A 25,333-nucleotide genomic window follows, 5' to 3' on the forward strand; every position below is an offset into this window, starting at 1 on the left:
CCATGCCCGCCCCTTCCCTGCTCGCCGACATCGGTGGCACCAACACCCGCGTCGCCCTCGCCCGAAATGGCCAGGTGATCAGCGGCTCCGTCCGCCACTATCCCAACGCCGAGTTCGCGTCCCTCGAGCCGGTTCTGCGCCACTATCTCGAGGAGACCAGCACCGAGACCCCCGCCGCCGCCTGCCTCGCCATGGCCGGCCCGGTGCGGGAAGGGGTAGGCACGCTGACCAATCTCGACTGGACGCTCGACACGGCCACCCTCGCCCATGCCACCGGCGCGGGCACCGTAACCCTGCTCAATGACCTCCAGGCGCAGGGCCATGCCCTCGGCCACCTGCCGAGCGAGGCGCTGTTCTCGGTGATCGCGGGCCCACCGCCGCGCATCCAGGCGACCCAACTGGTCATCGGCGTCGGCACGGGCTTCAACGCCGCACCGGTGTTCGACACCCCGGCCGGGCGTTTCGTGCCCCCCTCGGAAAGCGGCCACGTCAGCCTGCCGCTGCGCGGCGAGACCGACATGCGCCTCGCCCGTTTCCTGGAGCAATCGCACGGCTTCGCCGCCGTCGAGGACGCGCTCTCGGGCCGCGGGCTCGTCGCCTTGCACGAGTTCGCCTGCATCGAGGCGGGCACCCCCGAGAAGGCCATTCCCAAGGGCAAGCAGATCATGGCCGCCGTGGCCGAGGGCGATCCGCTGGCGCGGGCGGCAGCAGGGCATTTTGCCCGCCTGCTGGGCGCGGTTGCGGGGGACCTCGCGCTCACCCAGTTGCCCTTCGGCGGCATCTTCCTGATCGGCGGCGTCGCCCGGGCGATGGCGCCCTACCTATCCGAAATGGGCTTCACCGAGGCGCTGCGCGAGAAGGGACGGTTCTCCGGCTTCATGGAGCAGTTCCCGGTGACGGTGGTCTCGGACGACGACGCGGCCCTCACTGGGATGGCCCTTCACCTGCAGGCCCTGCTGGCGCTGAGCTGACGGCGCACCGCGGCCCGGACATGCCCCGCTCCGGCCACCAGAGAAAAGCCTGCGACACGGGGCATCGCGCAACCCGATCTTAACGGCTTGCCGGCTAGAGACGGCTGGCAAGCCAAGATTGGGACGCCCCCATGATCGATTCCTACCCCTCGCGCCGGTGCCGGGCATGACCGCGGTCTTCGCCCTTCCGGCCCGACTCGACCTCCCGGCCGCAACGCCGCTCGCGGCCGAGCTCCGGTCGCTCCGCGGCGCGCCGCTTTCGGTGCGCGCCGACGCCGTGACGCATCTCGGAACGCCCTGCCTGCAGGTGCTGATCTCCGCACAGCGGAGCTGGCTGGCTGATGGGCACCAGCTGAGCCTGGAGGCCACCTCCCCCGCGATGGAAGAACAACTCGCCCTCTTCGGCCTGTGCCAGGCCGGTCTGGAAACACTGCCAGAGGAGCGATGAAAGATGAGCATTCGAGTTCTCGCAGTCGATGACAGCCGGACCATCCGGGACATGTTGAAACTGGCGCTCACCCAGGCGGGGTTCGTTCCGAGCATTGCGAAGGATGGCCTTCATGGCCTTGAAATCCTGGGAGAAATGGCGCCGGATGCGATCATCACCGACATCAACATGCCACGCATGGACGGGTTCAGCTTCATCGAGGCAGTCCGGCGGCTGGACAGCCACCGCGCGACGCCGATCCTGGTGCTCACCACCGAAAGCGCCCCGGAGATGAAGGCGCGGGCCCGGTCGGCCGGGGCCACCGGCTGGATCGTTAAACCTTTCGACCCCGTCAAGCTGGTGCGCGCACTCAACATGGTCGCCGGCCCCGGAGGTGCGCAATGACCACGCCAGACCCGATGGCCGAAATCCGTGCCTCCTTCTTCGTCGAATGCGAGGAACTCCTTGAAGCATTGCAGGATGGCCTGAGCATTCTTGACAGCGGCGACGCCGATGACGAGACGGTCAACATCTGCTTCCGTGCAGTCCATTCGATGAAGGGGGGCGCCGGCGCCTTCGGCCTCGACGACCTCGTGCGTTTTTCCCACCGCTACGAAACCGTCCTGGACGAGGTCCGCGCCGGCCGGCTGGAGCCGGGGCACGACGTCGTGCTGTTGTTCATGCGCGCCGCCGACATCCTCTCCGACATCGTACATTACTCGCGGGACAGCCTTCCTGTGGAACCGGACAAGGTCGAGCCGACGCTCCGGGAACTCGAAGCGCTTGTCTCGGACGCGGCGGAGGAAGAGGAGGCCGAGGTCACCGGTTTCCAGCCGATGGCCCTCGCGCTGCCCTTCGGAAGCCCGCCCGCCGACCGGATCTTCCGCATCCGGTTTGCTCCGGAGCCTGACCTCTTCACTTCCGGCAACGAGCTCGTTCATCTGCTGCGCGCCCTCTCCGCCTTGGGCGAGATGCGGATCACGCCCAACTTGAGCGAGGTTCCCACGCTGGACGCGCTCGATCCCGAGGCAGCCTGTCTGGCATGGGAGATCGTGCTCACCACCAATCGGAATCGCGCGGAGGTCGAGGAGAACTTCGAGTTTGTCGAGGGGCTGTGCATACTAACGATCAGCGAGGAGAATATGGCTCCGGCAAGCCCACTCTCGTCGTTGCCCGGCCTGCCGCCGCTCACGCGCCCCGCGGACCCCGAGGCTGCGGTCGCTCCACCCGTCGGGCTTCGACCGCGTTTCACCCTGACGGCTCCGTCCGATGGCCAAGAACCAGTCTCCGACACGCCCCCACAGGAAACCGCCGGCCCCACCGCTCCCCAGCGCGCGTCGCGCGAGACAATTGCTGCAGATCCGCCCGTCGCCACCGCAGCGCGCCCTGTTACCACACTGCCCAAAGCCACGGTTCGGGTCGACCTCGACAGGATCGAGCGCCTCGTCAACCTCGTTGGCGAACTGGTGATCAACCAGGCCATGCTGTCCCAGAGCGTCGCGCAGGCCGGGCTGCCGACGAACTCGCCGGTTGTCCAGGGCCTCGAGGACTTCATGCAGCTGACCCGGGATATCCAGGACAGCGTCATGATGATCCGGGCCCAGCCGGTCAAATCCCTGTTCCAGCGGCTCGCCCGCATCGTTCGCGACACTTCCGCGGCCGTCGGAAAACCAGTGCGCTTCGTCACGCGCGGCGAGGCCACGGAGGTCGACAAGACCGTCATCGAACGCCTCGCCGATCCCCTGACCCACATGATCCGGAACGCCGTCGATTACGGCCTCGAACGCCCGGAGGCCCGTCTGGCTGCCGGCAAGCCCTCCGAAGGCTGCATCACCCTCTCGGCCGCGCACCGTTCCGGCCGGGTGGTGATCGAGGTCATGGATGATGGCGGCGGGATCGACCGGCCGCGGGTCCAGGCGATTGCCGAGGAGCGTGGTCTGATCGAACCCGGCCAGGCGATGACCGACGCCGAGATCGACGCGCTGCTCTTCATGCCCGGATTCTCCACGGTCAAGCAGGTGTCCAACCTGTCCGGCCGCGGCGTGGGCATGGACGTGGTCCGGAAATCCATCCATGATCTCGGCGGTCGCGTGTCCATCAGTTCCTCGCCCGGCAAGGGCACCTGTTTCTCCATCTCGTTGCCGCTGACCCTGGCCGTTCTCGATGGCATGGTCGTCGAGGTAGCGGGAGAGGCGCTCGTCGTCCCCATCGGTGCGATCGCGGAAACGATGGCATACCGGGAGCAGGATATTCGCTCCGTCGGCCCCCGAACCCGGGTCCTTCACATCCGCGACAGCTTCGTGCCGCTCCTCGATCTCGGCGCGGAACTCGGGTTCCGCGCACCGAAGGAAAGCAACGCCGGCAGTGTCGTACTTCTGGTCGCCAATGAAGGCGAGACGCTCGGTGCCCTTATCGTCGACGCGATCCATGAACAGAGGCAGGTCGTCATCAAGGGCCTGCAGCAGGGATATGGAAACGCGCCGGGAATTGCCGCCGCAACGATCCTCGGGGATGGCCAGGTCGCCCTGATCCTCGATCCGGTCGACATGATGGCCAAGGCGTGCGCCCGCCCCGGCCCGACCCCACTCGAACTCGCCCCAACAGGATGATGAGATCATGACCGATGTCGCCGCCACGGCCGTCGAGGCCACAGAACGCGAATTGCTCTCCTTTCGTGTCGGAGGGCAGGAATACTGCGTGGACATCATGTCCGTACGCGAAATACGGGGCTGGACGCGCCCGACGCCGGTGCCGGGCTCTCCGCATTGGGTGCGCGGCGTGATCAATCTTCGAGGCACGGTGCTGCCGATTGTCGATCTCGCACGGCGTCTGGGCATCTCGGCGGAGGACGCCAGCGACCGGAACGTGATCATCGTCGTCCATCTGGGGCAGCAGACGGTGGGGCTTCTGGTCGATGCCGTTTCCGACATTCTCTCAATCGCGGAAACCGAAATGCGCCCGCCCCCGGACATCGCGTCACGGGAAGGCGAAACCTTCATCAAGGCGCTGACCGTCGTCGAGGAACGCATGCTGCGCGTGCTCGAACTCGCGTCCCTGCTGCCCGATACAGGACGTGACGCGGCATGACGGTTGCCCATCCCCCACCCAATCATGAAGGAACCACACGAGAGCGCCGCCAGTTCGAGATAATTGCGTCCATCGCGCGCACGGATGCCGGGCTGATGATCCCGCCGGAAAAGGCGCCGATGGTGTTCGCACGTATCACCAAGCGTATCCGCAGGCTGGGCCTCGCCGACCCCGAGGAATACTGTGCGCTGGTGCTCGGTTCGGAGGGAGCAACGGAACGGCGCCAACTGATCTCCGCACTGACGACCAATGTGACGGGCTTCTTACGGGAGAGACATCATTTTGATTTCCTTCGCCAGAATATCCTTCCGGACCTGACCACTCGCGCGAAAAGGGGTGAGCGGATACGGATCTGGTCGGCCGGATGCTCCAGCGGCCCCGAACCCTATTCCACGGCAATGGTGCTTCTGGACGCACTGCCGGACGCCCTCGACTGCGACATCCGGATACTGGCGACGGACATCGATGCCCAAGTGCTCGAGGTCGCGCAGGCGGGCTGCTACGGCATCGGGCAGTTGGCTCCCTTGCCGGATGGGTACCGAAAACGCTTCTTTCAGGCGGCGTCCGGTTCCGGCAATCGGGGCGACAGATTCGAGGTCGCTCCGAAACTCAGGACACTGATCCGATTCAAGGAGTTGAACTTGCTTGCGCCCTGGCCAATGCGCGGCACCTTCGACCTGATCTTCTGCCGCAATGTCGTGATCTACTTTGATCAGGATACCCAAATGGACCTCTGGTCGCGTTTCTCCGGCGCCTGCAAGACCGGTGGCCACTTGTTCCTGGGTCATTCCGAGAGGTTGCCGCAGGCATTTCACGTCGCTTTCCGGCCGGTCGCAACGACAACCTACCTGAGAACACCGGCCACGCCGCCACAGCACCCGACCTGCAAGGAATCCTGACAATGGCGCTCCGAGATCTACTTCACGTCATGGTGGTCGACGACATGTCGACCAGCCGAGGCCTGATCCTGCAATCGCTCGATGCCTTTGGCGTGCGCAACGTGCGTTACGCCTCCGATGGCCCATCGGCGTTGCAGGCACTGACGACGCAACCGGCGCATCTTGTCATATCCGACTACAACATGCCGGGGATGGATGGGCTCCACCTGTTGCATGCGCTTCGACTGAGCCCGACCCTGGCCGGGATCGGCTTCATCCTGATCACTGGCAAAGCCGAGAGGTCGATCATCGAAGGCGGCCAGAAGCTCGGAATGAACAATTTCATTCGCAAGCCCTTCGAGCCCAAGGACCTGTTGAATTGCATCGAAGCCGTGGTGGGGCGTCTATGAGTTCTTTTAACGGAAACCATCCGAATTACCCGTCTTCGATGCAAGGTTCGGCCAGAATCTCGTCGAAGGTCGTCATGCGGCAATTGGCGGCTGAGCTTTCGGGCCTTGCGGAGGCCCTCGAGCAGTTCCAGCACGATCTCTCGGACATGCTCGTCGAGGCCCATGTTTCGCCCATGCTGATGCGTCGGGCGCAGGCGATCGACGGCGCGACCCAATCCCTGCACGCGTTGTCCGGGGTGGCGCGCACGCTCGCGACCGCCTGCGCCGGCAGCGCGACCACTGTGGATGCGCAGGAACTTGAGAGCCTGGTGCCGCTGGGCGAACTCCTGTTCCGATTGACAGGAAGCGGCAGCGAAGCACCAAAAGATAAGGAGAGCGGGCATGTGAGCCTGTTTTGATGAAGAGCAATGGAGCGCCCTGGGCAATGTCCGGACAAGTGCCGTAGGCGAGGCAACAGGAGCGCCTCGCGACCTACGACGCATTCCGGCATCCGCCCGCCGCCAGCGCGCCGGCAATGCTGGCCGGATTTCCGCATCCCCTCGCGATACGTGTGCCTATTCGCGCAACCCTCAGTTCGCAGCCATGCCGGGGGTGTAACTCTGTCTGATCACCGCATGGTTCCTCAAACGAAAGCTTGCTTGGGAAAACTCGCGTCTCCGTCTCTTCGATCCCTGACACCCCCTGAGGTCGCTGAGACGCAGAGGGTGGGCGATGGAGACGGCCGCCGATGCGTCCGCCTGGTCGCGAGATTGCCGTCTCGTGCCCGAAGGTCAGCGGTCAACTGGCGGCAGAAACCCTGCCCCCGGCAGGACGGTGTCGCCGGCATCTTCGCAAGAAGGGACCGGCCAAACCGTCGCAGGCACAGATGGTCAGGACATGAGAAACCCCGGCGTTGTGGCTGCAAGCGCCTCTTCCTCGTCGCTCATGCCTACCGCGAGATGGTCGAACAGCGGCGTGCTGAGATAGCGCTCTCCGGTATCGGGCAGCATCGCGAGGATCACGGTTCCGGGTTCGGCAGCCTTGGCCATGTCAAATGCCACGGCGAAGGTCGACCCGCCGGAGACGCCGGTCAGGATTCCCTCGTTCGAGGCAAGTTTGCGCGCCATCGCCATGCCGTCGGTACCAGCAATCGGCACCAGTCGATCGTAGTAGCCTTTGTCGATCGCCTCCTGCAGCACCAGAGGAATGAAGTTCGGCGTCCAGCCCTGGATCGGATGCGGCTCGAAGGCCGGGTGGCCGGCGGCCGGTCCGCCCGCCTCGGTACGCTCCTGCGGAATGCCGGATCCGACGAGCTGGGCGTTCGCCGGTTCGCAGAGCACGATATCGAGGTCCGGCCTTGCGTCGCGCAGCACCCGTCCAAGCCCGCAGACCGTGCCGCCGGTCCCGTAGCCGGTGACCACCGCATCGAGGCGCCGTCCGTCAAAATCCGCAAGGATTTCCCGGGCCGTGGTGTTGGCATGGATCAGCGCGTTGGCCTCCGTCTCGAACTGGCCGGCCCAGAACCAGCCATGGGCGTCCGCGAGTTCCCGGGCCTTCGCGTACATGCCCGTACCGCCGGCTTCCTTAGGGGTCAGGATCACCTTGGCGCCGAACATCCGCATCAGTTGCCGCCGTTCTACCGAGAAGGTCTCCGCCATGGTGACCACGAGCGGATAGCCCTTGGCGGCGCAAACCATGGCCAGGCCGACCCCGGTGTTGCCGGAGGTCGCCTCGACAACGGTCTGGCCAGGCGACAGAGCGCCGCTACGCTCCGCTTCCTCGATGATCGAGATCGCGAGGCGGTCCTTGACCGACGCGCCAGGGTTGAAAAACTCGGCCTTAACGTAGAGGTCCACGCCCTCGGGGGCGAGACGGTTGATGCGGACCACGGGCGTGTTGCCGATCGTGTCCAGCACGTTGTCGTAGAGCTGCTTTCGTCCGTCCGTCTGGCGTCTGGCTGCCTTGGCACTGTGGTCGGTCATCGCACGGTCCTCTCCGGGTTGCGCAGTTTTCGCGGCTTTGCTCTGGACGGGCGCGTTCCGAAACGCCTGGCCAGTGCCGACAAGGTTACCATGAACGGCGCAGCAATGGACGGGTCAGAACACGAACATATCGGTGGCCAGATCCCGTGCATCGATGGCGAGCAGCAGTACGCTGTCGCCCGACCCATAGCCGATGCGTGTGTCCGTGCCGTCTTGGGCAATCGTCAGATCGGCGAAACCGTCCGCGCCGCTGTCGAAGCGGATGACGTCTCGGTCGAGGTTCAGGTCGGTGATCGTGTCCACGCCATCGCCGGCATTGAGAATGAAGGTGTCCGCGGACTTGCCGCCCGTCAGCACGTCGTTTCCGGCCCCCCCGTCGAGCACATCCTGCCCGTTGCGGCCTTCGAGGATGTTGTCGCCGGCATTGCCCTTCAGCAGATTTTTCCTGCCAGTGCCAAATCCGTCGATATTGCCATCGCCCTTCAGAACCAGCACTTCCACATTTGGCGCGGCGGCTTCCAGATCGAGCGAGATGGTCGCGTGAATGGCGTCATTGCTGCCATGCCTGCCGCCTTCGATGACCCGGTCTCCGGCGCTGTCCACGACATAGGTGTCGTTGCCACGCGCGCCCCGCATCACGTCATCTCCCGTGCCGCCGTCCAGCGTGTCGTTGCCCCGCCGGCCGATCAGTAGATCGTCGCCGCCGAGGCCCGCAAGCAGGTTCGCCCCATCATTTCCGGTGATCTTGTTGTCGCGGTCGTTTCCGGTGCCGCTTATGTCGGCGTCGTCGAGAAGTTGCATGTTCTCGATATCCTGCCCCTGTGCCGACAGGTCGTAGCTGGCCGAACTGAGCACCAGATCCCTGCCGCCATCGGCCGCCTCAAAGATCTTCTGCCGGGTCTCGTGGATGCGGTAGGTGTCGTTGCCCGCCCCGCCATGAAGCTCGTCCGCCCCCATGCCGGCGTCGAGGTGGTCGTTGCCCTGGCCTCCGTCGAGTCGGTCGGCTCCGAAGCCGCCGAGAAGTACATCCGCCCCGGCCTCGCCATAGAGCCAGTCGCGCCCCCTGCCCCCGTCGACCGCGTCGTCGCCAGCGCCGGCATGGATGACGTTGTCCGCGCGGGATCCGGTAATCCGGTCGGCACCGCTCCCGGTGGTGACGTGTTCGAAGCCGTGGAACGCTTCTTCGGCGAAACCAGATTGGGAGCCTGCCGCTCCGAGATCGATCACATAGTCGACGAGCGCCTGCGTGGTATCCAGACGGTCGACGCCCTCGCCGCCGTCGAGCATCTCGGCGCCCGTGCCGGCGTCGGCGTAGAGGATGTCGTCCCCCGCGTCGCCGTAAAATGCGCCGGCGCCGCCTGACAGGATGCGATCGTCGCCCCTGCCGCCGCGAACGGTGTCATAGACGCCGCCCCATATCCTGTCGTTACCGTCGCCGCCCTCGATCGTGTCGGCGCCTTCTCCGCCTTCGAGCCAGTCCGCTCCGGCACCGCCGAGCAGGATGTCTGCACCGTCTCCCCCGAACAGGTTGTCGTTGCCCGCGCCTCCATCCAGCGCATCATCGCCGGCGCCGCCCTCGATCGTGTCGTTGCCGGCGTTCCCCCAGATACGGTTCGCGCCTGCGGTGCCGGTCAGCATGTCGTTGCCGGGGCCGGAAAACAGGTCCTCGAACCCGGAGAACCGTTCATTGGCGAAACTTGTCGCACCGGTTTCAAGGTTGATCGTGTAATCGCCGTCGTGGCTCTCGGTGTTCAGCCTGTCGATCCCGGCTCCGCCCAAAAGGGTCTCGCCGGCGCTCGGGTCGGTCGGACCGGCGTGAATTATGTCGTCTCCGTTCCCGCCCTTGTAGAGCCCAGCACCTCCGGAATGGATCCGATCGCCACCGCCCCCGCCAAAAACCCGGTTGATGCCGGAGCCGCCCACAAGGACGTCGGCGCCCTGATGTCCCGCCAGCGTATCGTCGCCGTCGCCGCCTTCGAGGGTATCGTTGCCTGCGCCGCCATACAAGCTGTCGTTGCCCTCGGCGCCTCGGATCCAGTCGTTGCCGTCGTTGCCCCATATCGCGTTGTCGGAGGCGTCGCCGACCAGCGTGTCGGCCCCCGCGCCGGTTCGCAGCCACTCGAACTCGAGGAAGCTTTCGGAGGCGAAGCTGGTGAGCCCCGTGGCGAGGTCGATGGTGTAGGCGCCTCCGAATTCCGTCGTGTCGAGCAAGTCGATCCCGTCACCGCCGTAGAGCGTTTCCACCTGCCCCGCGCCGGTCGGACCGGCATAGACGATGTCGTCGTCCGGTCCACCGTAGTAACTGCCCTCTCCGGCGGAATGCAGCGTGTCGCGCCCCGGGCCACCGCGGACCTGATCCTCGCCGCCGCCGCCGTGCAATGCGTCGTCGCCCTCGCCCCCCTCCAACAGGTCTGCGCCGGCGCCTCCGAACAGGGTGTCGGCTCCATCGAAGCCGTCGAGCCGGTCGTCCCCGTCATTCCCGACAAGGATATTGTCGGCGGCATTTCCCTTGAGCCAGTCGCCGCCTCCGCCTCCGACAGCATTCTCAATCACCGTTTCGGCGCCGATCGTCATGTTACCGACCAGCCCACCGATATCCGAAACGCTGCCGCCGGCGAGATCGATCACCTGAGCGTCCGCGAAGCCGGAGAAATCCACCGTGTCATTTCCGGCGGTGTCGATGATGTGGAAGGCATTCCGATCCGCTCTGTCGGCCAGCGCGGCCCAGATGGCGGATGTCTCGGCGGTGATCGTGGTGTTGAAGCCGTAGGTCGTGTCGTCACTGTAGGCGTCGGCGATTTCGTAGGACGGCATGTCGGCCAGCGCGATCCAGTCGGCGGCCATCGGGGTCAGAAGCCGGGCGTAGCTTGCGTCCAGCGTGGTGTTTTCCGTCTGGTCCATGTAGGACATGACGGACTTCTGCCAGCTGTCGTTGAGATAGACGTTGGTGTTCGTCGTCACGTCGCTCGCGTTGGTGACAAAGGTCGCGAACCCTTCGTAGGGCCCGGCATGTCCGAGCCCGAGCGCGTGCCCGATCTCGTGGATGTAGGTCTGCAGGGAATAGGAGCCGATGCCGGTGCCGTAGGTCGCGATCCAGGCGGTGCCGATATTGACCCAGGAATATTCGATATTGCCGGTGCTCACATTGTAGCGTGATCGTGCATAGGCGTCGGTTTCGGAGTCGCCGAAATAGAGATCCGCCGTCACGCCGTCGCCTTCCACCTCGACGAAGGTGACATTCAGGACGTTGGCGTAAAGCTGCAGCGCCTGCCACGCGAGTTCCTTGCCCGCGTCCGTCACGCCATCTGCATCCCGTGTCCAGCCGTCGAACTTGACCCGGATCTCGCCGTCCTTGGCGTGGATCCCGGTGGCGCCGAGATTGAACTGATGCGTGACACCGCCGTCCTGTGTCCAATAGCCGGATCGCAGGTAATCGGCGATTTCCTGGTCCGTGAAGTTGGGGAGTTCATATCCGCTGGCCGTCGATGCGCTGCCTGCCGTCGCTTCGGCCGAGACGCGCGAGATGGCCAACTGGCGAGGAACCGGCCCGGACCCCGGCCCCATGGCCGGAGTGTCCTCGGCACAGGACCCCGCCACCGCCATCTCGCCTCCCGCCACAGACTTGCCCCCCTGCTTCCGGCGCGGTCATGGCGCTGCCTGCGTTTCCAAAAGAAACGGCGCCGCCCAAAATACCGCGTTGCGCAACGAAGAAGCGAGGCAAGTCGACCAGTGCCAGCATGGGCTCCTCCCGCCCCCGATCGCCGGCCTGCCGTCCGTCCTGCTCGCGTCCTCGAACGATTCTGCCCAAATGGTTAACACGGAATCCGGACCGGTTCTAAGCCCTTTGCCTCAGGCCTGCCGACAGACCGGCAAAGTGCGGGCCCGCTTCGCGTGGAGAGATGGCGATTCGGTGGCAGGGCCGCAGGGCGCGCGGCTCAGTGGCTCGCGACCTGAAGTGGGCGCATCTGTCCGAGGAGTTCGACGGCCTTCGGATAGCCCGCAGCCGCGGCCTCCGACAGCCAGTATCCCGCCGCGCCGGCATCGGCGGAAAGGCCGATCCCGTAGGCGTAAGCGCGCGAAAGCTCAAACATTGCAACGGCATCGCCACCCTCCGCCGCCCGAGAGACCCAGCCCATGGCCTCGGCCATGGCTCCGGCATCGGCAGCACCGTCACGCAGGAAGAGCCCGTATTCGCGCATCGCCGCCGCATTGCCGCTCGCAGCAGCACGGGCGAAGGGGCCGGCCATGTCGACGTGGCGGAACACCGCCGCCTGCACCTCGTCGGTGCTGCCGCGCAGCCGCCCGAGAATGCTGGCCAGAGCCTCGCCCTCCAGCGTCGTCAGCGCTTCGGCAAAGACCTCCGCCGCCGCTTCGGGATCGTATTCCAGCGTTTCAGGGCCTGCGTAGCGCTCCAGCAGCCGATGCCGCGCCAGAGGCGCGCCGGCCGCCCAGGCATTGCGGTAGCTCGCCATCATCTCGCCGCTGGCCTCCGCGCCGAACCAGTCGCGATAGCTGTCGCCCATCCGTATCAGGCTCCAGGCAGAGTCCCCGCCAAGTTGCCCGGCAATCTCGAGCCAGCGACGGGCTTCCTGAGGTCGGCCGATCCGCGACACCGCCTCGCCGAACCGAAGTGCCGATTTGAAATCGCAGGTCATGCTCGCGACCATCCGGTTCAGGTAGTCATCCCGCCGCTCCGGCGGGAGCAATGGCAAGGCAAAGGCCAGCGCCTCGAAGTCGCCGCGCGCGTCGATGATCGCGGCGTAGCGGTCGAATACCTCTTTCTCGGAACCTGTTCCGGAGAGTTCCCTCATGAGGGAGAGCGCGTCGCCGGAGCCGCGCTCCGCCAATGGGTGCAAAAGGCGCAACGCCTCCTCCGGCGCCCCGGCATCGTCTTTCTCCAGCAGCAAACCGGCCAGCCGCAGGGTTGCATCCGCCTCGCCGCGGCGAGCAGCCTCGGCAAGCATTCCAAGCGCCGACCGCCGGTCCTCTTCGCTGGCCGAAAGGTCGAGGGATATGCGCGCGAGGCGGCTCAATGCCTTGTCCTTCCCGCCGGCATGGCCGCGCCAGAGCGCCAGCGTCGCCGGATCCGCGTCGCCCGTGGCCTGCAGGTGCGAGAGATAGACGGCCAGCGACGACGGCCTTCCGTAGAGCGCCTGTGTCTGCAACACGGCCTCGTCCATCATGGAAGCCACTGCCCCCGCGATCGAGACCGCGTCGATCGAGAGCTCGGGCCCAACCGATCCGGTCCCCTCCTCCATCGCCTTCCAGTGCCGTGCGAGGTCGAGCCTTGGGGCGTCCTTTGTGCGGCACATGTAAGCGCCGGAGAGGTCGTTCATGGCGGAGATCGAGCCGTCGTGGGTGACGGCGCGGGTGAGCAGGTCGAGGGCGCGGTCGGTTGCGGCGGGGTCGTGCTGGTCGCGGAAGAGGATCGCGGCGAGGCGGCTGAGGCCGTCGGTGTCGCCGAGGGCGGCGGCGCGTTCGAGGAGCGCGCGGGCCTCGGCCTCGCCGGCCCATCGGCCCTTCGTCTCGAGCACCCCGGTGGCGAGGCGGGTGAAGACCCAGCCCGGCGGGTTGGCGAGGTCGGAGATCTGGCGCAGGGCGTCGAGCCGCTCGTCCTCGTGACCGGGGAAGTCCTCCTGGTGGGTTTCGAGGAACAGGGCGTAGCGCACGAGGCCCTGGCGCTGTCCGGGGTCGAGGGCGGCCTTGTAGAGGCGGCGGGCCTTGTCGAGATCGCGCGGGAGGATGGCGCCGCGCTCGTAGAGCCCGCCGAGCTCGACCATGGCATAGGTGAGCCCGTGGTCGGCGGCCTGGGTCAGGTAGCGGATCAGCGTGTCGTTGTCTTTGCGAAAGCCATCGCTCTTGAGGTGGAACTCCACGACCTTCCAGGCCGCGGCGCCGTCGCCGAGATCGGCGGCGAAGCGGTACCAGCGCTCGGCCATGGCGTTGCTCCGGGCGACGATCTCGCCGTTCTTGAACTCGCGGGCGATGCGCCAGATCCGGTCGCAGATGGTGGAGTTGAGCTCGCCCACCAGCGATCCGAAGGCCATGGTGACGGCGAGTTCGGGGTCCACGTCCCAGCCCGGCACGGTCTCGCCGTCCTGCACCCGGGCGGTCAGCGCCAGGATCGCGTCGGCATTGCCGGCATAGGCGCTGGCGACCAGCAGCTGGCGCGCGCGGTCCGGGTCGCGGGGGACGCCGATGCCGTCCGCCAGGAAGCCGGCGGCGGCGTTCTGGAACCGCGGCGAGCGGGTCTGGATGCCGTCGAGCAGCTCGGGCACCAGGCGCCGGCTTTCCAGCTCGGCATAGGCGCCGGTGGCGATCAGCAGCTCGATGCGGTCGAGCAGCGCATGGGTCTCGGTGTACCTGGGATCGACCTCGCGGAGCCGCGCATAGGCGGCCCGGAGCGTGTCCTGCCAGCGGGCGGCGTCCACCGCCTCGAGCCGGCTGAGGTCGGACTTCACCACCCCGATGTCGTCGGTGAAGAAGGCGCCGCCGTCCCAGCCCTCCCACCGCGCGAAGATCACGCTGTCGGCAGGGCGCGCGATGCAGACCTCCATCGGCGCGATGTCGGGGGGCTGGAAGTCGATCTCCACGGGGGCGGCGGAGAGACTGCCGGCCGACAGCAGGCCGGCCAGAAGGGCGGACGGCAGGGGCAGCGATCTGGGGGATCTGGGGGACCTGGCGGGCATGGCGACACCTCGGTGTTCGGGTGTCCCGGCCGGGAGCCGGGCCGGGACGGGCAAGGAAGGGGGATCAGTTCACGAAGGCGTTCTCGAGGGCGAAGGCTGTGTAGTCGCCGCCCGTGCCGGTCGCGATGATGGTGACGCCCTCCTTCCGGCGCAGCTCGACGCCGGCGACGCTGGCGAGCACCGCGTCCCCGGCCCTGACCTCGAAGTCGAGCGTCAGGGGGGCCTTGACGGCGACGGAGCTGTTCTGCCCTTGCGGGACGGCCTCGGCGACATTGGCCCTGGCGCGGGGCACGAAGAGGTCGAGGGCGTCGGTGTCGGTGAGGTTGAAGAAGGTGATGTCGGCCTTCGCGGGGTTGGATTGCAGGGTGTCGGGCAGCGGCACCGGGGTTCCGTCCTCGGCGAGGACGACGGAGTAGAAGCTGCGTGGGGCGACGGTGAAGCTGCTCTCGGCGCCCGCGACGGCGACCTTGATCTCGCCGGGTTCGACATGGATGTAGTTCGACACGCCGTTGTGCAGGTCGGCGACGCCGGCGGAGGCGACCTTGCCGTAGGTCTTGCCGGGGATGATGAGGCGCACGAAGCTCGCGTCGGGATCGCGGACGGCCTCGTAGAGGCCGTTGTCGGCCTGGGCCTGGGCGGCGCCGGCCGCGGGGAGCGCGGCGAGGCAGGCGAGGGTCAGGGCACGCAGGGCACGGGTCATGGCAGGTCCTTTCGGTTGGATCAGTTTGCGCAGAGCGCCAAGGAGGCGCCCTCGGGGACGGGGCGGTCGAAGGTGACCGAGACGGCGGCGAGCCGGTCGGTCGGATAGGCGTTGACGGGCATGTAGAAGCGGCCGGTGTGGCGCAGCCGTTCGCCGCGTTCGAGCAGCTGGACGCGGGCGCTGCCGTCGTCGAAGGCGAAGTGGAACTCGGCGGAGACCGGCCCCTCGCCGCCGGCATCGGCGAAGATCACGTCGCCGGGGGCGAGGTCTGTGCCGTCGAGGCGAGCCTCGATCCGGTCGGGGCCGGTGCGGCGGGTGTCCAGCGGGCGGGCGCAGGCGCCGCCGGCGGCGGCGATCAGCTCGAGCAGGGGCTGGTCGCCGTATTGCAGCAGGTTGTTGTAGATCGGGTTCTCCCAGACCAGGACGTGCGGCCGGTCGCGGGCGAAGTCCTCGGAGGTGAGATAGGAGAGGATCGAGCCGAACTGGTTGCCGCCGGTGATGGCGTAGTTGACGACGTCGAGGCCGGTGTATTGCGAGATCCAGCCGTCGAAGTTGGCCAGCGCCATGTCGGAGAAGGAGGTGCCGACCACCGCGACCTGCACCCGGCTCTCGTCGTCGCCGAAGAGGTCGAGCCCGCCGCCATCGCCGTCCCCGTCGTCCTCCCCGCCGAGGCCGAGGTCGAGCGTGCTCTTCTCGGTCTTCCAGGTGGCGGTAACGGGTTCGGGGACCTGGTGCAGGCAGTTGCGCTGGATCAGCTGGCGCAGGCCGGAGAAGGCGACCTGGGTGCCGGTCTGCCGGGTCTCGAACTCGGAGCGCTCGAGATCCGCGGCCTGCGGCAGCCGGTCGATCTCCCGCGCCAGCTCGACGGCGGCGAGGCGGGCGCCCTCGGAGCTCCAGTGGAAGTCGGCCTGGAAGTAGGGCATCGCGCCGGCCTCGGCGGCGAGCATGGCGTTCTGGCCGTGGATGGTGACGACGCCGGCGGCGCGGAGCCGGTCGACGATGTCCTGGTAGACGGCGGCGGAGACGTCGGTCTTGTAGCCGTAGTGCCGGGCGAACTCGGGCAGCCGGCCGGGCATGGCCTGGCTCTTGGTCGGGATCGGCAGGAAGACCAGCGTGGTGCCCTGGTCCTGCAGGGTGCGGGAGAGCCGGGCCAGCAGCTCGATGGTCTTGTCGGAGAACGGGTGGTGCATGCGGATGTCGGCGTAGACGCGGTAGAACACCCCGTCCCGGCCCTCGATCACCGGGGTCTGGGCGACCTCGGGCAGGCCGGAGCAGCCGAACTGCGAGGGATAGAGCGCGGCGGCCGGATCGGGCGCGGCTTCGGGCGCGTCGGGGCCCTGGGCGGCCGCCGCCGGCAGGGCGCAGGCACACAGGCAGAGGGCGCCGAGGCCCGTGCGGAGGTTATTCCAGGGCATGGGGCAGGTCTCCCGGCTGGGGGTCGGAAAGCAGGCGGTCGTCGAGGACGGCCAGCAGGTTCGCGGTGGTGATCCGGGCCTCCAGGCTGTCGTCGGCGGCGGCGATCTCGAGCAGCTGGCGCACCTGGCGGAGGCTCGGGGCGTCGAGCGGCCCGCTGCGCAGCATGCCGGTGGCCATGTCGAGCGCCAGCGGCGCGCTGGTCCCGGTCCGGCCGGCGCCGAGCAGGGCGATCGCGTCCTCGGTCCTGTCGCCGAAGGGGGCGCCGGCGGTATAGGCGTCGACCAGGTAGCCCTGGGCCTTCGGGTTCTCCTGCCGGGCGGCGCGCAGCAGCGTCTGCTCCAGCCAGGCCATGCGTTCGGGACTGACCGTGGCGGGATCGAAGCCCGGGTGCTCCAGCACCCCGATCAGCCCGCCGACGCCGCCCGACCGGCCGCTGGCGGCGGCGACGGCGTAGTAATGCGCCATTTCGGAGGCCAGGTCCCACCGCTCCGCCGCGCGCAGCCGCTCCGCCAGCAGCCAGGCGGCGTAGCCGTCGTCGCGGTCGGCGATGCCGCGCATGTCGGCGAAGGCCACCGGGGCGCCCTGCACCATCCGCTTGCGGACCTCGACGAGCTCGGGCGGGAGCGCCTCTTCGGGCGTCCCGGCGGGCATCTCCACGGGCATCTCCACGGGCGCCTCCGCGACGGGGGCGCAGGCGGCGAGCCAGGCGAGCAGCAGGCCGGGGCCGGCAAGGCGGGCGGGCACGGAACTCGGCGCGGAACTAGGCATCGTGGCGCTCCTCCTCGGCGGCCCCGTCCGCGGCATCGCCGTCCCCGTCCCAGAGCGCGGGGTCGGCCAGGTAGCGGACCGGGAACTCCCAGACCACCACCTCCGGCACGGCCTCGCCGGCGCGCAGGGCGGCGAGGAAGGCCTGCATCGGCCGCACCGGCCCCTGGCCCTCGGCGGCATGGTTCAGCACGTCGCGGCCGAGCGCGAGCTTCAGCGCCTCGGCAAAGCTCCAGGTCGGGTTGGCGCTGTAGCTGGTGCCGACCAGCACCAGCGCGCCTCCGCTCTCCCCGCCGAAGAGGTCGAGCACCCCGCCCTCGGCGTCCTCCTCCGCCGCCACCGCGAGGTAGGGAACCGCGCGTTCCGCCGCCAGGCCGATGACCGGCGCGAGACGGTCGCTGGTGACGAAGGAGACGAGATCGCCCTGGAAGGTCTCGGCCGCGCCGGGCTGCCGGACGTAGGAGACCTCGCCCGCCGCCACCAGCCCGGTCGCGGCCAGGTGCCGGGCCACCCGCCCGGCGGTCTCCGGCGTCTAGTGGGTGTCGGTGCGGAAGAACCGCCCCGGCGCCTCCCCCCCGGCATAGGCCGCACGCGGGTCGACGGCCTGCAGCCCGGCGCCCTCGAGCGCGGCCAGGAAGGCGTCGTATTCCGCGGCGCTGCGCCGGCTGACCGCGCCGTCGCTGCCGTGGCGGCGCTCGATGTCGACCTTGGCCGGCAGCGGCAGCACCACCAGTTCGCTGCCCGCGGCCGCGAGTTCGGCCCGCATCCCGGCCATCCGCGCCACCGTCTCCTCCAGCCCCACCGGCGCGTCGGCGGCGAAGCGGTATTCCTCGGTGGTGAAGAGCCAGTCGTCCTGCCCCACGACCACCCCGTCGCGCCCCTCGCCCAGCAGGGCGTAGCGCAGCGCCCCCACCAGGCCGACCGACGGGTCCCGGTGCGGGAGCTCGTCGCGGTAGACGCTGTCGATCTCGCCGGTCACGCCGCCCTGGAACAGGTCCCGGTCGGCGATGCTCAGATCGCCATGCCGGAGCAGGTCGAGATTGGCGTAGCCCGCATAGCCGAAGAAGGCGACCGGCAGGATGAGCTTGAGGGCGAGTCGGGCGTCCGTCATCGCGGATCTCCTCAGAACTGGAAGTACAGGAAGGGCGAGAAGCTCTGCTCGGCCAGCTTGCCGACGGTGGCGGCGGCCAGCAGGGTGAGCCCGAGCGAGACCAGAAGCTGCCGGGTCAGCGTGAGACCGGGGAGCACGGCGCTGCCGTCGGCGCCCACCATCACCATGTCGCCATGGCCGGTGTCCCGGTGCGGGGTGCGCAGCAGCGGCTCGGCGATGCAGACCGCGATGGCCACCAGCAGGATGCTCAGGCTCTCCGCGGTGACCCCGAACCAGGCCCCGGGCGCCATCGCCGCCCCGTGCAGCCCCAGCATCCCGGCATAGACGCCGAGCGCGTTGCCGACATCTGCGGCGCGGAACATCACCCAGCCGATCAGCACCAGCAGCAGCGTCAGCGGCAGCGACCAGGCCCGGCCGGCGGCCGTCCGGTCATAGCCGGTCGCCCGCTCCACGGCGAGGATCGCGCCATGCCACAGCCCCCAGAGCACGAAGGTCCAGTTGGCGCCGTGCCACAGCCCGCCCAGCGTCATCACCGTCATCAGGTTGAGATAGGTGCGCAGGGTGCCGGCCCGGTTGCCGCCCAGCGGGATGTAGAGATAGTCGCGCAACCAGACCGAGAGCGAGATGTGCCAGCGCCGCCAGAACTCGGTGATCGAGCGGCTGACATAGGGCATCTCGAAGTTCTCGATGAAGCGGAAGCCCATCATCTGCCCCAGCCCGATCGCCATGCTGCTGTAGCCCGAGAAGTCGAAGTAGAGCTGCAGCATGTAGGCCCCGGCGCCCAGCCAGGCGAGCCAGAGGTCGGGCTCGGGCGTCGAGAAGGCCAGGTCGGCCAGCGGCGCGATCGCGTCGGCCAGCAGCACCTTCTTGGCCAGCCCCACGATGAAGCGCGCCATGCCGTCGCAGAACAGCTCCACCGAGTGCCGGCGCTCCCGGAACTGGTCCTCGAGATCCTTGTAGCGCAGGATCGGCCCGGCGATCAGCTGCGGGAAGAGCGCGATGAAAGCCGCGAAATCGATCAGCTTCGCATCCGGCTTGGCGTCGCCGCGATACACATCGACGAGGTAGCTGATCGACTGGAACACGTAGAAGCTGATGTCGATCGGCAGGATCAGCCGCCAGTGGACCCCGAGCCCCGCCGCATCCGTGCCGAAAAGCGTCGCGATGCTGTCGACGAAGAAGTTGAGATACTTGAAGACCCCCAGGACGCCCAGGCAGCCCGCCACCGAAACCGCCAGCAAGACCCGCCCCGCCCGCGTTCCCCGATACCGCCCGATCCACCGCCCGAACACAAACGCCCAGAGCGTCGTCAGAACCAGAAGCCCCAGAAAATCGACCCGCCACCAGGCATAGAAAACATACGACCCCGCAAGGATCGTCCACGACCGGAACCGCAGCGGTGTCAGGTAATACACCCCCAGAAACACAGGCAGGAACAAGAACAGAAAACTTTCTGACGAAAAAACCATCTCAGCTTCCTTCGGTGAATGGACAGGGAGAGGCGGGTCGCGGGGTTTCGGACCCATTCGGCGAAATCAGCAGCGGTTCCCCGCCCTTCAGATCCCGCATCAGATCGCGGGCCAGAAAGACAAGGTCGCCCTCGAGCAGCCTCGGGAACTGCCCAGTCAGGTCATTGCCGACGAGAACAAGCTGCCCCGCGTTTGCGCCTTCGATCCCGCGACCGTTTCCGGTCAGCAGGTTGCCCTCGAGCCGCGTCCCGGCGCCTTGCGGCTGGTCCTGCACAGCCACGCCGGCGCCAGCGTTATCGCTCAGGCGGTTGTCGCGGATTTCCACCGCTGTCGACCGGCGCAGACGGATGCCGCTGCCACCGCTCCGGAGGGCGACATTGTTACGAACGGACATACAGCCCGACATTTTGACCGAGATTGCGTCGCCCACAGCGTCCTCGATCCGGTTACCCCGGATCAGAACCTGGACGCTTCCGGTATCGGCAAATATCCCGGTCGAGCCGGCATCCGTGATCTCGTTGTTCAGAAGCTCAACCCGCGCGGCGCCGGCGGAGAGGCGAATGCCGTGTCCGGAAGGCCTGGCGACACGGTTTCCGTCTGCGCGCAGGTCGCGGGTCCGGCGCAGCCAGATCCCGGCGCCCCGCGCCGCCTCGATCCGGTTGCCCGCCAGCGTCGCGCCCTCGGTGTCCTCCAGCAGCAGGCTGCCCACGGCCTCGAGGCGCGTGTCCCGGATCTCGGTGCGACCGACCGCAGGGAAGATCCCGCGATTGATCACCGCCACCCCGGCGTAGGCCGGCGCGAGGTCGAAGCCGAGCGCCTCGAACCGGCTGTCCCGCGCAGTCAGAACGCCCGTCCCGGCGACCAGCACGAAGGGGCGAAACTCGGCATTGCCCGCAGGCGCCTCGCCGCGCCCCACAACCCGCGCGCCATCGAGGGTGAGCCGGCCGAAACTGGCGAGAAACGCACCGTCGGCCCGGCTCAGCTTCAAATCCGTTCCCGCCCCGAGCGCCAGTTCCGCGCCCTCCCAGACGACGAGAGGCGCGCGGGCGAGAAGGCTGCCATCGGCCTCGCGGACCAGCAGACCGGATTGCAGCGCCGGGTTCTCCGGTCCGATCGTATCAAGATCGAGCCACCCTCCCACGACCGCCAGAGCCTGCGGATCCAACCCGTCCTGCGCCTGATACAACGCGATCTGGCCGTTGGCTCCGACGCGCTGCGCCATCGCCGCCATCACCAGCCGGAAATCCATTTCCACCAGCCGCCCACCCTGGGCCACGGCTGCGAGGGGCAACAGGCAGAGCCCGAGCAGGACGACCAGCCTGCCCCCTGCCCGGCCGGTTATCTCGAAACGCCTAGGCACGCAGCTCGTCCCGCAATTCCGCGCCGCTCTTGGCGACCGGCAGTTCGACCATGTGGGTGTTGCTCACAAGCACGACCTCGCCACGGGTCGTGCCGAGGTTCTCGACCCGGAAATCCCGCCCCTCGGCCAACGACAGGCGAAGCCCCTTGGACAGAGGCTCGCGCGCTGCGGAATCTCCCGAGACCGCCAGATCGCCGCGCACCCCGATCAGGTGCATCGGCCCGCAGCTTCCGTCGATGGTCAGAGCGGCCCCGGCGTTGATCGTCAGATGGGTCACATCACAGGAATCCGTGGAGAAGGCGCGATGGCTCTCGCCCCAGGAGAACCGGTGGGTCGGATGGGAGTGCGCCTCCTGCCGGTCCGAGAGGTTCAGCGCCTGCACCGCCTGCTTGACCTTCTGCGCCTCGCTGCGGGAGGCAACGAGCAGCGCGTCGCTGGTATCGACGACGACGACGTTCTCGAGCCCGATCACCGCCACCAGCCTGTCTTGCGACCGGACCAGCGAATTGCGGGTCGCCACGGAGATCACGTCGCCGGAAATCACGTTGCCCTGCGCGTCCGGCGTCCCGATCCCGTACATCGCCTCCCAGGAGCCGACGTCGTTCCAGGAGACCTGCAGCGGAGCAAGGGCGATGGCGCCGGACTTCTCGAAGACCGCCACCTCGGTCGGCAGACTCTCGGCCTTCTCGAAGGCGCCTCGCTCGAGCATGAGCCCGTTACCGTCGAGGGAACGATGTGCCAGTGCGTGGTGCACTGCCATCAGGCTGATCGGATCGAGGCGGCGATATTCCTCGACGATCGTGTCGGCACGGAACATCGATATTCCCGAGGCCCAGTAGGCGCGCCCGCCGTCCAGAAGCGCCTGCGCCCGATCCAGCGGCGGCTTCTCGACGAATTCGCCGACATGGTGCAGGCCGTCGTAGCCGTCGATCGGGCCACCGTCGGTGATGTACCCATAGCCGGTCTCGGGGTAATGCGGACGCACCCCGAAGGTGATGATCCGCCCATCCTCGGCCGCGTCGTACATTGCGTGGACGGTGCTGTTCACGTCGCCCTCTATGACGTGGTCCGAGGGCAGGACGAGCAACACGGCGTCCGGGTCGCGCTCCAACGCCCGGAACGCAGCCGCGAGCACCGCGGGGCCGGTGTTGCGGGCGACCGGCTCGCCAATTATCTCGCCACGCACCTGGATCTCGTCGAGCTGGGCCCGGACGTAATGCGCATGCCGTGCATTCGTGACGAGGATCGGGTCGCGCATCCTGCCTCCGGCATGGCGCTGAACAGTTTCTTGGAGGAAAGACAGAGAGTTGCTGCCTTTTACCGCGTGGAAATGTTTTGGGCTGTCGGTGCGGGAAACCGGCCAGAGCCGCGATCCGGAGCCGCCACACAGGACAAGCGGAACGATATGGGACATGTGAACGTGCTCCTTGCAGTCACTGGTCAATCTGGGGATGCGCCGCCCGACCGCGCCGGGCGGCGTCTCGCGGCCTCAAGCGCCGAAAACCGAGCCGAGCCGGTTGAAGATGCCGCCGAGCAGCGGCAACTCGCGCACGATCCGAACCGTTGCGAGCTGTCCGGCCCGCTCCATTGGCAGCGGGCTCTCCGGCGTCAGCGCGACCGGGTAGGCATCGCCCGGCGGAGCGACAGCCAGCTCCGCAGCGGCGGCGGGCCCGAGGGTGGCGTGCATCTGGCTGCCGTCGGCAAACGTGAGCTCGATGGTGTCGCCCTCGATAACGGCCCGAAGGCCTTCGGGACTGAGGGTCGCCCGGATCTCCGGCGAGCCACCTTCGGCCAGCAGCTTGAGGACCGGCTCACCGGCGAGGATCGTGGCGCCCTCCTCCACCGTGTCCCCGATACGGCAATCGCAAGGCATCCTGATGCTGAGCGTCGCACCCGTGGTGGCGAGCAGCGAGAAGGCAACGTCGCCCTCCGTGGCATCGGGGTTGACGTAGTCGATCTGGCCAGAGGCCGGCGCGCGCAGGGTGGCGCCGGAGAGAGTGACGACCGCCGGGTGGGCCTCTGCGCGGGTGAGCACGCGCGCTTGCACCGTCGAGACCGCAATCGCCACCAGACCGAAGGACAGCGCGGCGACCGCCGCGTAGCGGAGGGACTGGGCTGCGTAGAAGCCGAGCCCGCGCCGCGCGTCGGAGCGTTCCGGCTTGACCCGTGTGTGGGTGTTGACCTGCAGGACGTCCGCGATCTGTACGAGGTCTCCGGCGATGTAGGAGTTGAGAACAAAACGCAGTTGCGGGAGATGGGATCCCGCGGGTTCTTGGAAGGTAAAGCCGATTTCGCCCTGTTCGGAACCGTCGTGGACGCGCAGGGCGATCTCGGCGGGCAGGCTGATGGAGAAACCGTTGAAGGGGAACCGGAGCACGGCGAGCTGGCGGGAGCTGTCGAGCGAGGGGTCGAGCAGGCCCTGGCAGGTGCCGCCGGTGAGCGAAAGCCCGTTGCCCTGCAGGCGCCGGTCCCGGACCAGCAGTTCGAAGCGGATCGGCATCACCGGGTGCTCGGTGCTACTGCGCAGCTGGTCTGCGGCGGCTTCGGGGCCTGGCTGTGTGGCGAGGGTATTCTGCAAGTCTGGGCTCCTTCGAGGCGGTGCGGCTCAGGCGCTTTTCGTGAGGAAGAGGACGCAGACGACGAGCCATCCGACCGTCAGCGCGTGGAGATAGGTAGAACTGGCCATGCGCAGGCGCTGTCCGGGCGTGAGGGCCGTAGCGGTGCCGGTGGCGGTGGACTGGCGGGTCCACTTCTGGCGGTCGAGGCGGAAGATGATGAAGCTCTTCACCAGCGCGCCGACGATCTGCCCGAAGTAGAGCAGGAACGGATAGCTGATGGGGAAGCCGGCGCGGCCGCGGAAGCCGGAGACGATCGTGCAGTAGACGTAGCGGGTGCCCATCACCCAGGCGGCATAGACCGGCAGGATCATCGGCTCGGCCAGCAGCGCGGTCAGGATCACGCCGGTGGGCCCGGCGAGCGTCGTCCAGATCGAGACCCGCTGGTCGAGCAGCGACCACCAGGTGAAGGCGCCGATGCGCGCCGGCCCGAGGCCGAGGGCGCGGCCGTTGGTGCGCATCATGTTGCCGTACCAGCGGGTCATCAGCGTCACGGCGCTGTCGACGAAGCCCGGGCGCGGCTGGCTCTCCATCGAGAGTGAGGAGACATCGGGCAGGTAGGCCGTGCGGTAGCCGTTCGACAGCAGCCAGAACCAGGTCGACTTGTCGTCGCCGGTGAGGAACTTCACATGCCCCAGCCGCCAGTGCTGGATGCTGTCGCTCTGCACCATGGCGATGAAGCCGGGGTTGGTGGCCAGGTCGGCGCGGAACACCGACATCCGCCCGGTGAGGGTCAGCACCCGCGCGGACAGCCCCATCGAGCACATCATCACCTGCCGCTGGGCGAAGCGCAGGTTGAACCAGTCCTCGAACAGCCCCGGGCGGTCGATCTCGGCCCGCTCGTCGGTGGTCAGCGCGCCGATGCGCGGATCGGTGAAGACCGGCGCGCAGCGGGCCACCAGGTCCTCGGGCACGCAGCTGTCGCCGTCGACGAAGGTGACCACGTCGTGCCGGGTCGGGCATTCGCGGGCGATCAGCTCCAGCGAGCGGGCCAGCGCGTCGCGCTTGCCGGTGCCGGGGATCTGGTCGACCCGCAGCTTCACCGTCGACATGTCGCGGGCCATGCCGGAAAAGGTGCGCCGGATCAGCCGGGCATCGGCCGGGTCGACCACCGAGGCGACGATGGTCGCGCCGCCCTCGGAGGCCGCGGCGGCGGCGAAGATCGAGCGGTAGACCCGCATCGTCACCGCCGGCTCGATCTTGTAGCTGGTGCTCAGGAAGAACGCATGCGGCCGCACCGGGCGGGTGGCGAAAGCCGCCTCGGCCTTCGCGCGCCGCTTCGGATAGACCACCCGCAGGTAGGCCACCGCGCGGGAGAAGTTCAGGAAGGCCCAGCTGTACCGCCAGATCCCGACGACACCGAGCACCAGCAGCGCGCCCCGGGCCTCGCCGAGCTGGTGCAGCGGGGCCGTCGTGGCCAGCAGCACCATCGCCGTCAGATATGCGAGATGTCCGAGCATTCCCGACCCGCGCC

The 25,333-nt window shown here is 67.9% G+C and carries 19 protein-coding genes and 1 pseudogene; 8 read left to right on the top strand and 12 right to left on the bottom strand.

Features of this window, described 5'->3' with window-relative positions; genetic code table 11:
* Positions 1–2: 2 nt before the first annotated feature.
* The 8 genes from ACFQ2S_RS02025 to ACFQ2S_RS02060 all read left to right on the top strand — a co-directional run bounded on the left by ACFQ2S_RS02025 (position 3) and on the right by ACFQ2S_RS02060 (position 6,171).
* On the top strand, positions 3–971 hold the full coding sequence (locus ACFQ2S_RS02025; protein ID WP_386072287.1) for a glucokinase: 969 nt from the start codon (positions 3–5) through the stop codon (positions 969–971).
* Positions 972–1,137: 166 nt separating this feature from the next.
* A complete protein-coding gene (locus ACFQ2S_RS02030; RefSeq protein ID WP_386072288.1) occupies positions 1,138–1,419 on the top strand; it encodes an STAS domain-containing protein in 282 nt (93 codons plus the stop codon).
* A gap of 3 nt (positions 1,420–1,422) precedes the next feature.
* Positions 1,423–1,803 (top strand): response regulator, encoded by a 381-nt coding sequence (locus ACFQ2S_RS02035; RefSeq protein ID WP_386072290.1) that lies wholly within the window; start codon positions 1,423–1,425, stop codon positions 1,801–1,803.
* Positions 1,800–4,007 carry a chemotaxis protein CheA gene (locus ACFQ2S_RS02040; RefSeq protein ID WP_386072292.1) on the top strand — a complete coding sequence of 736 codons (2,208 nt, stop codon included), beginning with the start codon at positions 1,800–1,802 and terminating at the stop codon, positions 4,005–4,007. Before ACFQ2S_RS02035 ends, ACFQ2S_RS02040 begins: the two co-directional genes overlap by 4 nt.
* A gap of 7 nt (positions 4,008–4,014) precedes the next feature.
* A complete protein-coding gene (locus ACFQ2S_RS02045; RefSeq protein WP_386072294.1) occupies positions 4,015–4,485 on the top strand; it encodes a chemotaxis protein CheW in 471 nt (156 codons plus the stop codon).
* On the top strand, positions 4,482–5,384 hold the full coding sequence (locus ACFQ2S_RS02050; protein ID WP_386072295.1) for a CheR family methyltransferase: 903 nt from the start codon (positions 4,482–4,484) through the stop codon (positions 5,382–5,384). The genes ACFQ2S_RS02045 and ACFQ2S_RS02050 overlap by 4 nt, the downstream gene beginning before the upstream one ends.
* 2 nt (positions 5,385–5,386) lie before the next feature.
* Positions 5,387–5,773: a response regulator gene (locus ACFQ2S_RS02055; RefSeq protein WP_386072297.1), complete on the top strand. Its 387-nt coding sequence runs from the start codon at positions 5,387–5,389 to the stop codon at positions 5,771–5,773.
* Positions 5,770–6,171 carry a hypothetical protein gene (locus ACFQ2S_RS02060; protein WP_386072298.1) on the top strand — a complete coding sequence of 134 codons (402 nt, stop codon included), beginning with the start codon at positions 5,770–5,772 and terminating at the stop codon, positions 6,169–6,171. Before ACFQ2S_RS02055 ends, ACFQ2S_RS02060 begins: the two co-directional genes overlap by 4 nt.
* A 471-nt stretch (positions 6,172–6,642) precedes the next feature.
* Here ACFQ2S_RS02060 and ACFQ2S_RS02065 read toward each other — a convergent pair whose 3' ends face one another.
* The 12 genes and pseudogenes from ACFQ2S_RS02065 to ACFQ2S_RS02120 all read right to left on the bottom strand — a co-directional run bounded on the left by ACFQ2S_RS02065 (position 6,643) and on the right by ACFQ2S_RS02120 (position 25,319).
* Positions 6,643–7,734, bottom strand: coding sequence for a PLP-dependent cysteine synthase family protein (locus ACFQ2S_RS02065; protein ID WP_386072300.1), 1,092 nt, complete (start codon positions 7,732–7,734; stop codon positions 6,643–6,645).
* Positions 7,735–7,848: 114 nt separating this feature from the next.
* Complete coding sequence (locus ACFQ2S_RS02070) at positions 7,849–11,337, bottom strand: M10 family metallopeptidase C-terminal domain-containing protein (RefSeq protein WP_386072301.1); 3,489 nt, start codon at positions 11,335–11,337, stop codon at positions 7,849–7,851.
* A 332-nt stretch (positions 11,338–11,669) separates the two neighbouring features.
* Positions 11,670–14,423 carry a hypothetical protein gene (locus ACFQ2S_RS02075; protein WP_386072303.1) on the bottom strand — a complete coding sequence of 918 codons (2,754 nt, stop codon included), beginning with the start codon at positions 14,421–14,423 and terminating at the stop codon, positions 11,670–11,672.
* Between the two features lie 64 nt (positions 14,424–14,487).
* Entirely contained in the window at positions 14,488–15,123 is a 636-nt protein-coding gene (locus ACFQ2S_RS02080) for an alginate O-acetyltransferase AlgF (RefSeq protein WP_386072305.1), read from the bottom strand.
* A gap of 20 nt (positions 15,124–15,143) precedes the next feature.
* Positions 15,144–16,538, bottom strand: a complete 1,395-nt coding sequence (locus ACFQ2S_RS02085; protein WP_386072306.1) for an alginate O-acetyltransferase AlgX-related protein — start codon at positions 16,536–16,538, stop codon at positions 15,144–15,146.
* A complete protein-coding gene (locus ACFQ2S_RS02090) occupies positions 16,525–17,307 on the bottom strand; it encodes a hypothetical protein (protein ID WP_386072307.1) in 783 nt (260 codons plus the stop codon). The genes ACFQ2S_RS02085 and ACFQ2S_RS02090 overlap by 14 nt, the downstream gene beginning before the upstream one ends.
* Positions 17,300–18,415, bottom strand: a pseudogene (locus tag ACFQ2S_RS02095) (alginate O-acetyltransferase AlgX-related protein). Before ACFQ2S_RS02095 ends, ACFQ2S_RS02090 begins: the two are co-directional and overlap by 8 nt.
* A gap of 11 nt (positions 18,416–18,426) precedes the next feature.
* Positions 18,427–19,884, bottom strand: a complete 1,458-nt coding sequence (locus tag ACFQ2S_RS02100; protein WP_386072309.1) for an MBOAT family O-acyltransferase — start codon at positions 19,882–19,884, stop codon at positions 18,427–18,429.
* 1 nt (position 19,885) lies between these two features.
* A complete protein-coding gene (locus tag ACFQ2S_RS02105; RefSeq protein WP_386072311.1) occupies positions 19,886–21,244 on the bottom strand; it encodes a right-handed parallel beta-helix repeat-containing protein in 1,359 nt (452 codons plus the stop codon).
* Complete coding sequence (locus tag ACFQ2S_RS02110; RefSeq protein ID WP_386072313.1) at positions 21,237–22,658, bottom strand: mannose-1-phosphate guanylyltransferase; 1,422 nt, start codon at positions 22,656–22,658, stop codon at positions 21,237–21,239. The genes ACFQ2S_RS02105 and ACFQ2S_RS02110 overlap by 8 nt, the downstream gene beginning before the upstream one ends.
* A gap of 75 nt (positions 22,659–22,733) precedes the next feature.
* The gene (locus ACFQ2S_RS02115; RefSeq protein ID WP_386072314.1) at positions 22,734–23,822 is read right to left on the bottom strand and encodes a hypothetical protein; all 1,089 of its coding nucleotides are present in this window, start codon (positions 23,820–23,822) and stop codon (positions 22,734–22,736) included.
* Between the two features lie 27 nt (positions 23,823–23,849).
* Complete coding sequence (locus ACFQ2S_RS02120) at positions 23,850–25,319, bottom strand: glycosyltransferase (protein ID WP_386072316.1); 1,470 nt, start codon at positions 25,317–25,319, stop codon at positions 23,850–23,852.
* Between the last annotated feature and the right edge of the window lie 14 nt (positions 25,320–25,333).

Source organism: Tropicimonas aquimaris (assembly GCF_042676185.1).
GTDB classification, from domain to species: domain Bacteria; phylum Pseudomonadota; class Alphaproteobacteria; order Rhodobacterales; family Rhodobacteraceae; genus Tropicimonas; species Tropicimonas aquimaris.

Bases quoted from the DNA above. Each gene is read 5' to 3' on its own strand.
- ACFQ2S_RS02025 (WP_386072287.1), top strand. From the start codon at position 3: ATGCCCGCCCCTTCCCTGCTCGCCGACATCGGTGGCACCAACACCCGC.
- ACFQ2S_RS02030 (WP_386072288.1), top strand. From the start codon at position 1,138: ATGACCGCGGTCTTCGCCCTTCCGGCCCGACTCGACCTCCCGGCCGCA.
- ACFQ2S_RS02035 (WP_386072290.1), top strand. From the start codon at position 1,423: ATGAGCATTCGAGTTCTCGCAGTCGATGACAGCCGGACCATCCGGGAC.
- ACFQ2S_RS02040 (WP_386072292.1), top strand. From the start codon at position 1,800: ATGACCACGCCAGACCCGATGGCCGAAATCCGTGCCTCCTTCTTCGTC.
- ACFQ2S_RS02045 (WP_386072294.1), top strand. From the start codon at position 4,015: ATGACCGATGTCGCCGCCACGGCCGTCGAGGCCACAGAACGCGAATTG.
- ACFQ2S_RS02050 (WP_386072295.1), top strand. From the start codon at position 4,482: ATGACGGTTGCCCATCCCCCACCCAATCATGAAGGAACCACACGAGAG.
- ACFQ2S_RS02055 (WP_386072297.1), top strand. From the start codon at position 5,387: ATGGCGCTCCGAGATCTACTTCACGTCATGGTGGTCGACGACATGTCG.
- ACFQ2S_RS02060 (WP_386072298.1), top strand. From the start codon at position 5,770: ATGAGTTCTTTTAACGGAAACCATCCGAATTACCCGTCTTCGATGCAA.
- ACFQ2S_RS02065 (WP_386072300.1), bottom strand. From the start codon at position 7,734: ATGACCGACCACAGTGCCAAGGCAGCCAGACGCCAGACGGACGGACGA.
- ACFQ2S_RS02070 (WP_386072301.1), bottom strand. From the start codon at position 11,337: ATGGCGGTGGCGGGGTCCTGTGCCGAGGACACTCCGGCCATGGGGCCG.
- ACFQ2S_RS02075 (WP_386072303.1), bottom strand. From the start codon at position 14,423: ATGCCCGCCAGGTCCCCCAGATCCCCCAGATCGCTGCCCCTGCCGTCC.
- ACFQ2S_RS02080 (WP_386072305.1), bottom strand. From the start codon at position 15,123: ATGACCCGTGCCCTGCGTGCCCTGACCCTCGCCTGCCTCGCCGCGCTC.
- ACFQ2S_RS02085 (WP_386072306.1), bottom strand. From the start codon at position 16,538: ATGCCCTGGAATAACCTCCGCACGGGCCTCGGCGCCCTCTGCCTGTGT.
- ACFQ2S_RS02090 (WP_386072307.1), bottom strand. From the start codon at position 17,307: ATGCCTAGTTCCGCGCCGAGTTCCGTGCCCGCCCGCCTTGCCGGCCCC.
- ACFQ2S_RS02100 (WP_386072309.1), bottom strand. From the start codon at position 19,884: ATGGTTTTTTCGTCAGAAAGTTTTCTGTTCTTGTTCCTGCCTGTGTTT.
- ACFQ2S_RS02110 (WP_386072313.1), bottom strand. From the start codon at position 22,658: ATGTCCCATATCGTTCCGCTTGTCCTGTGTGGCGGCTCCGGATCGCGG.
- ACFQ2S_RS02120 (WP_386072316.1), bottom strand. From the start codon at position 25,319: ATGCTCGGACATCTCGCATATCTGACGGCGATGGTGCTGCTGGCCACG.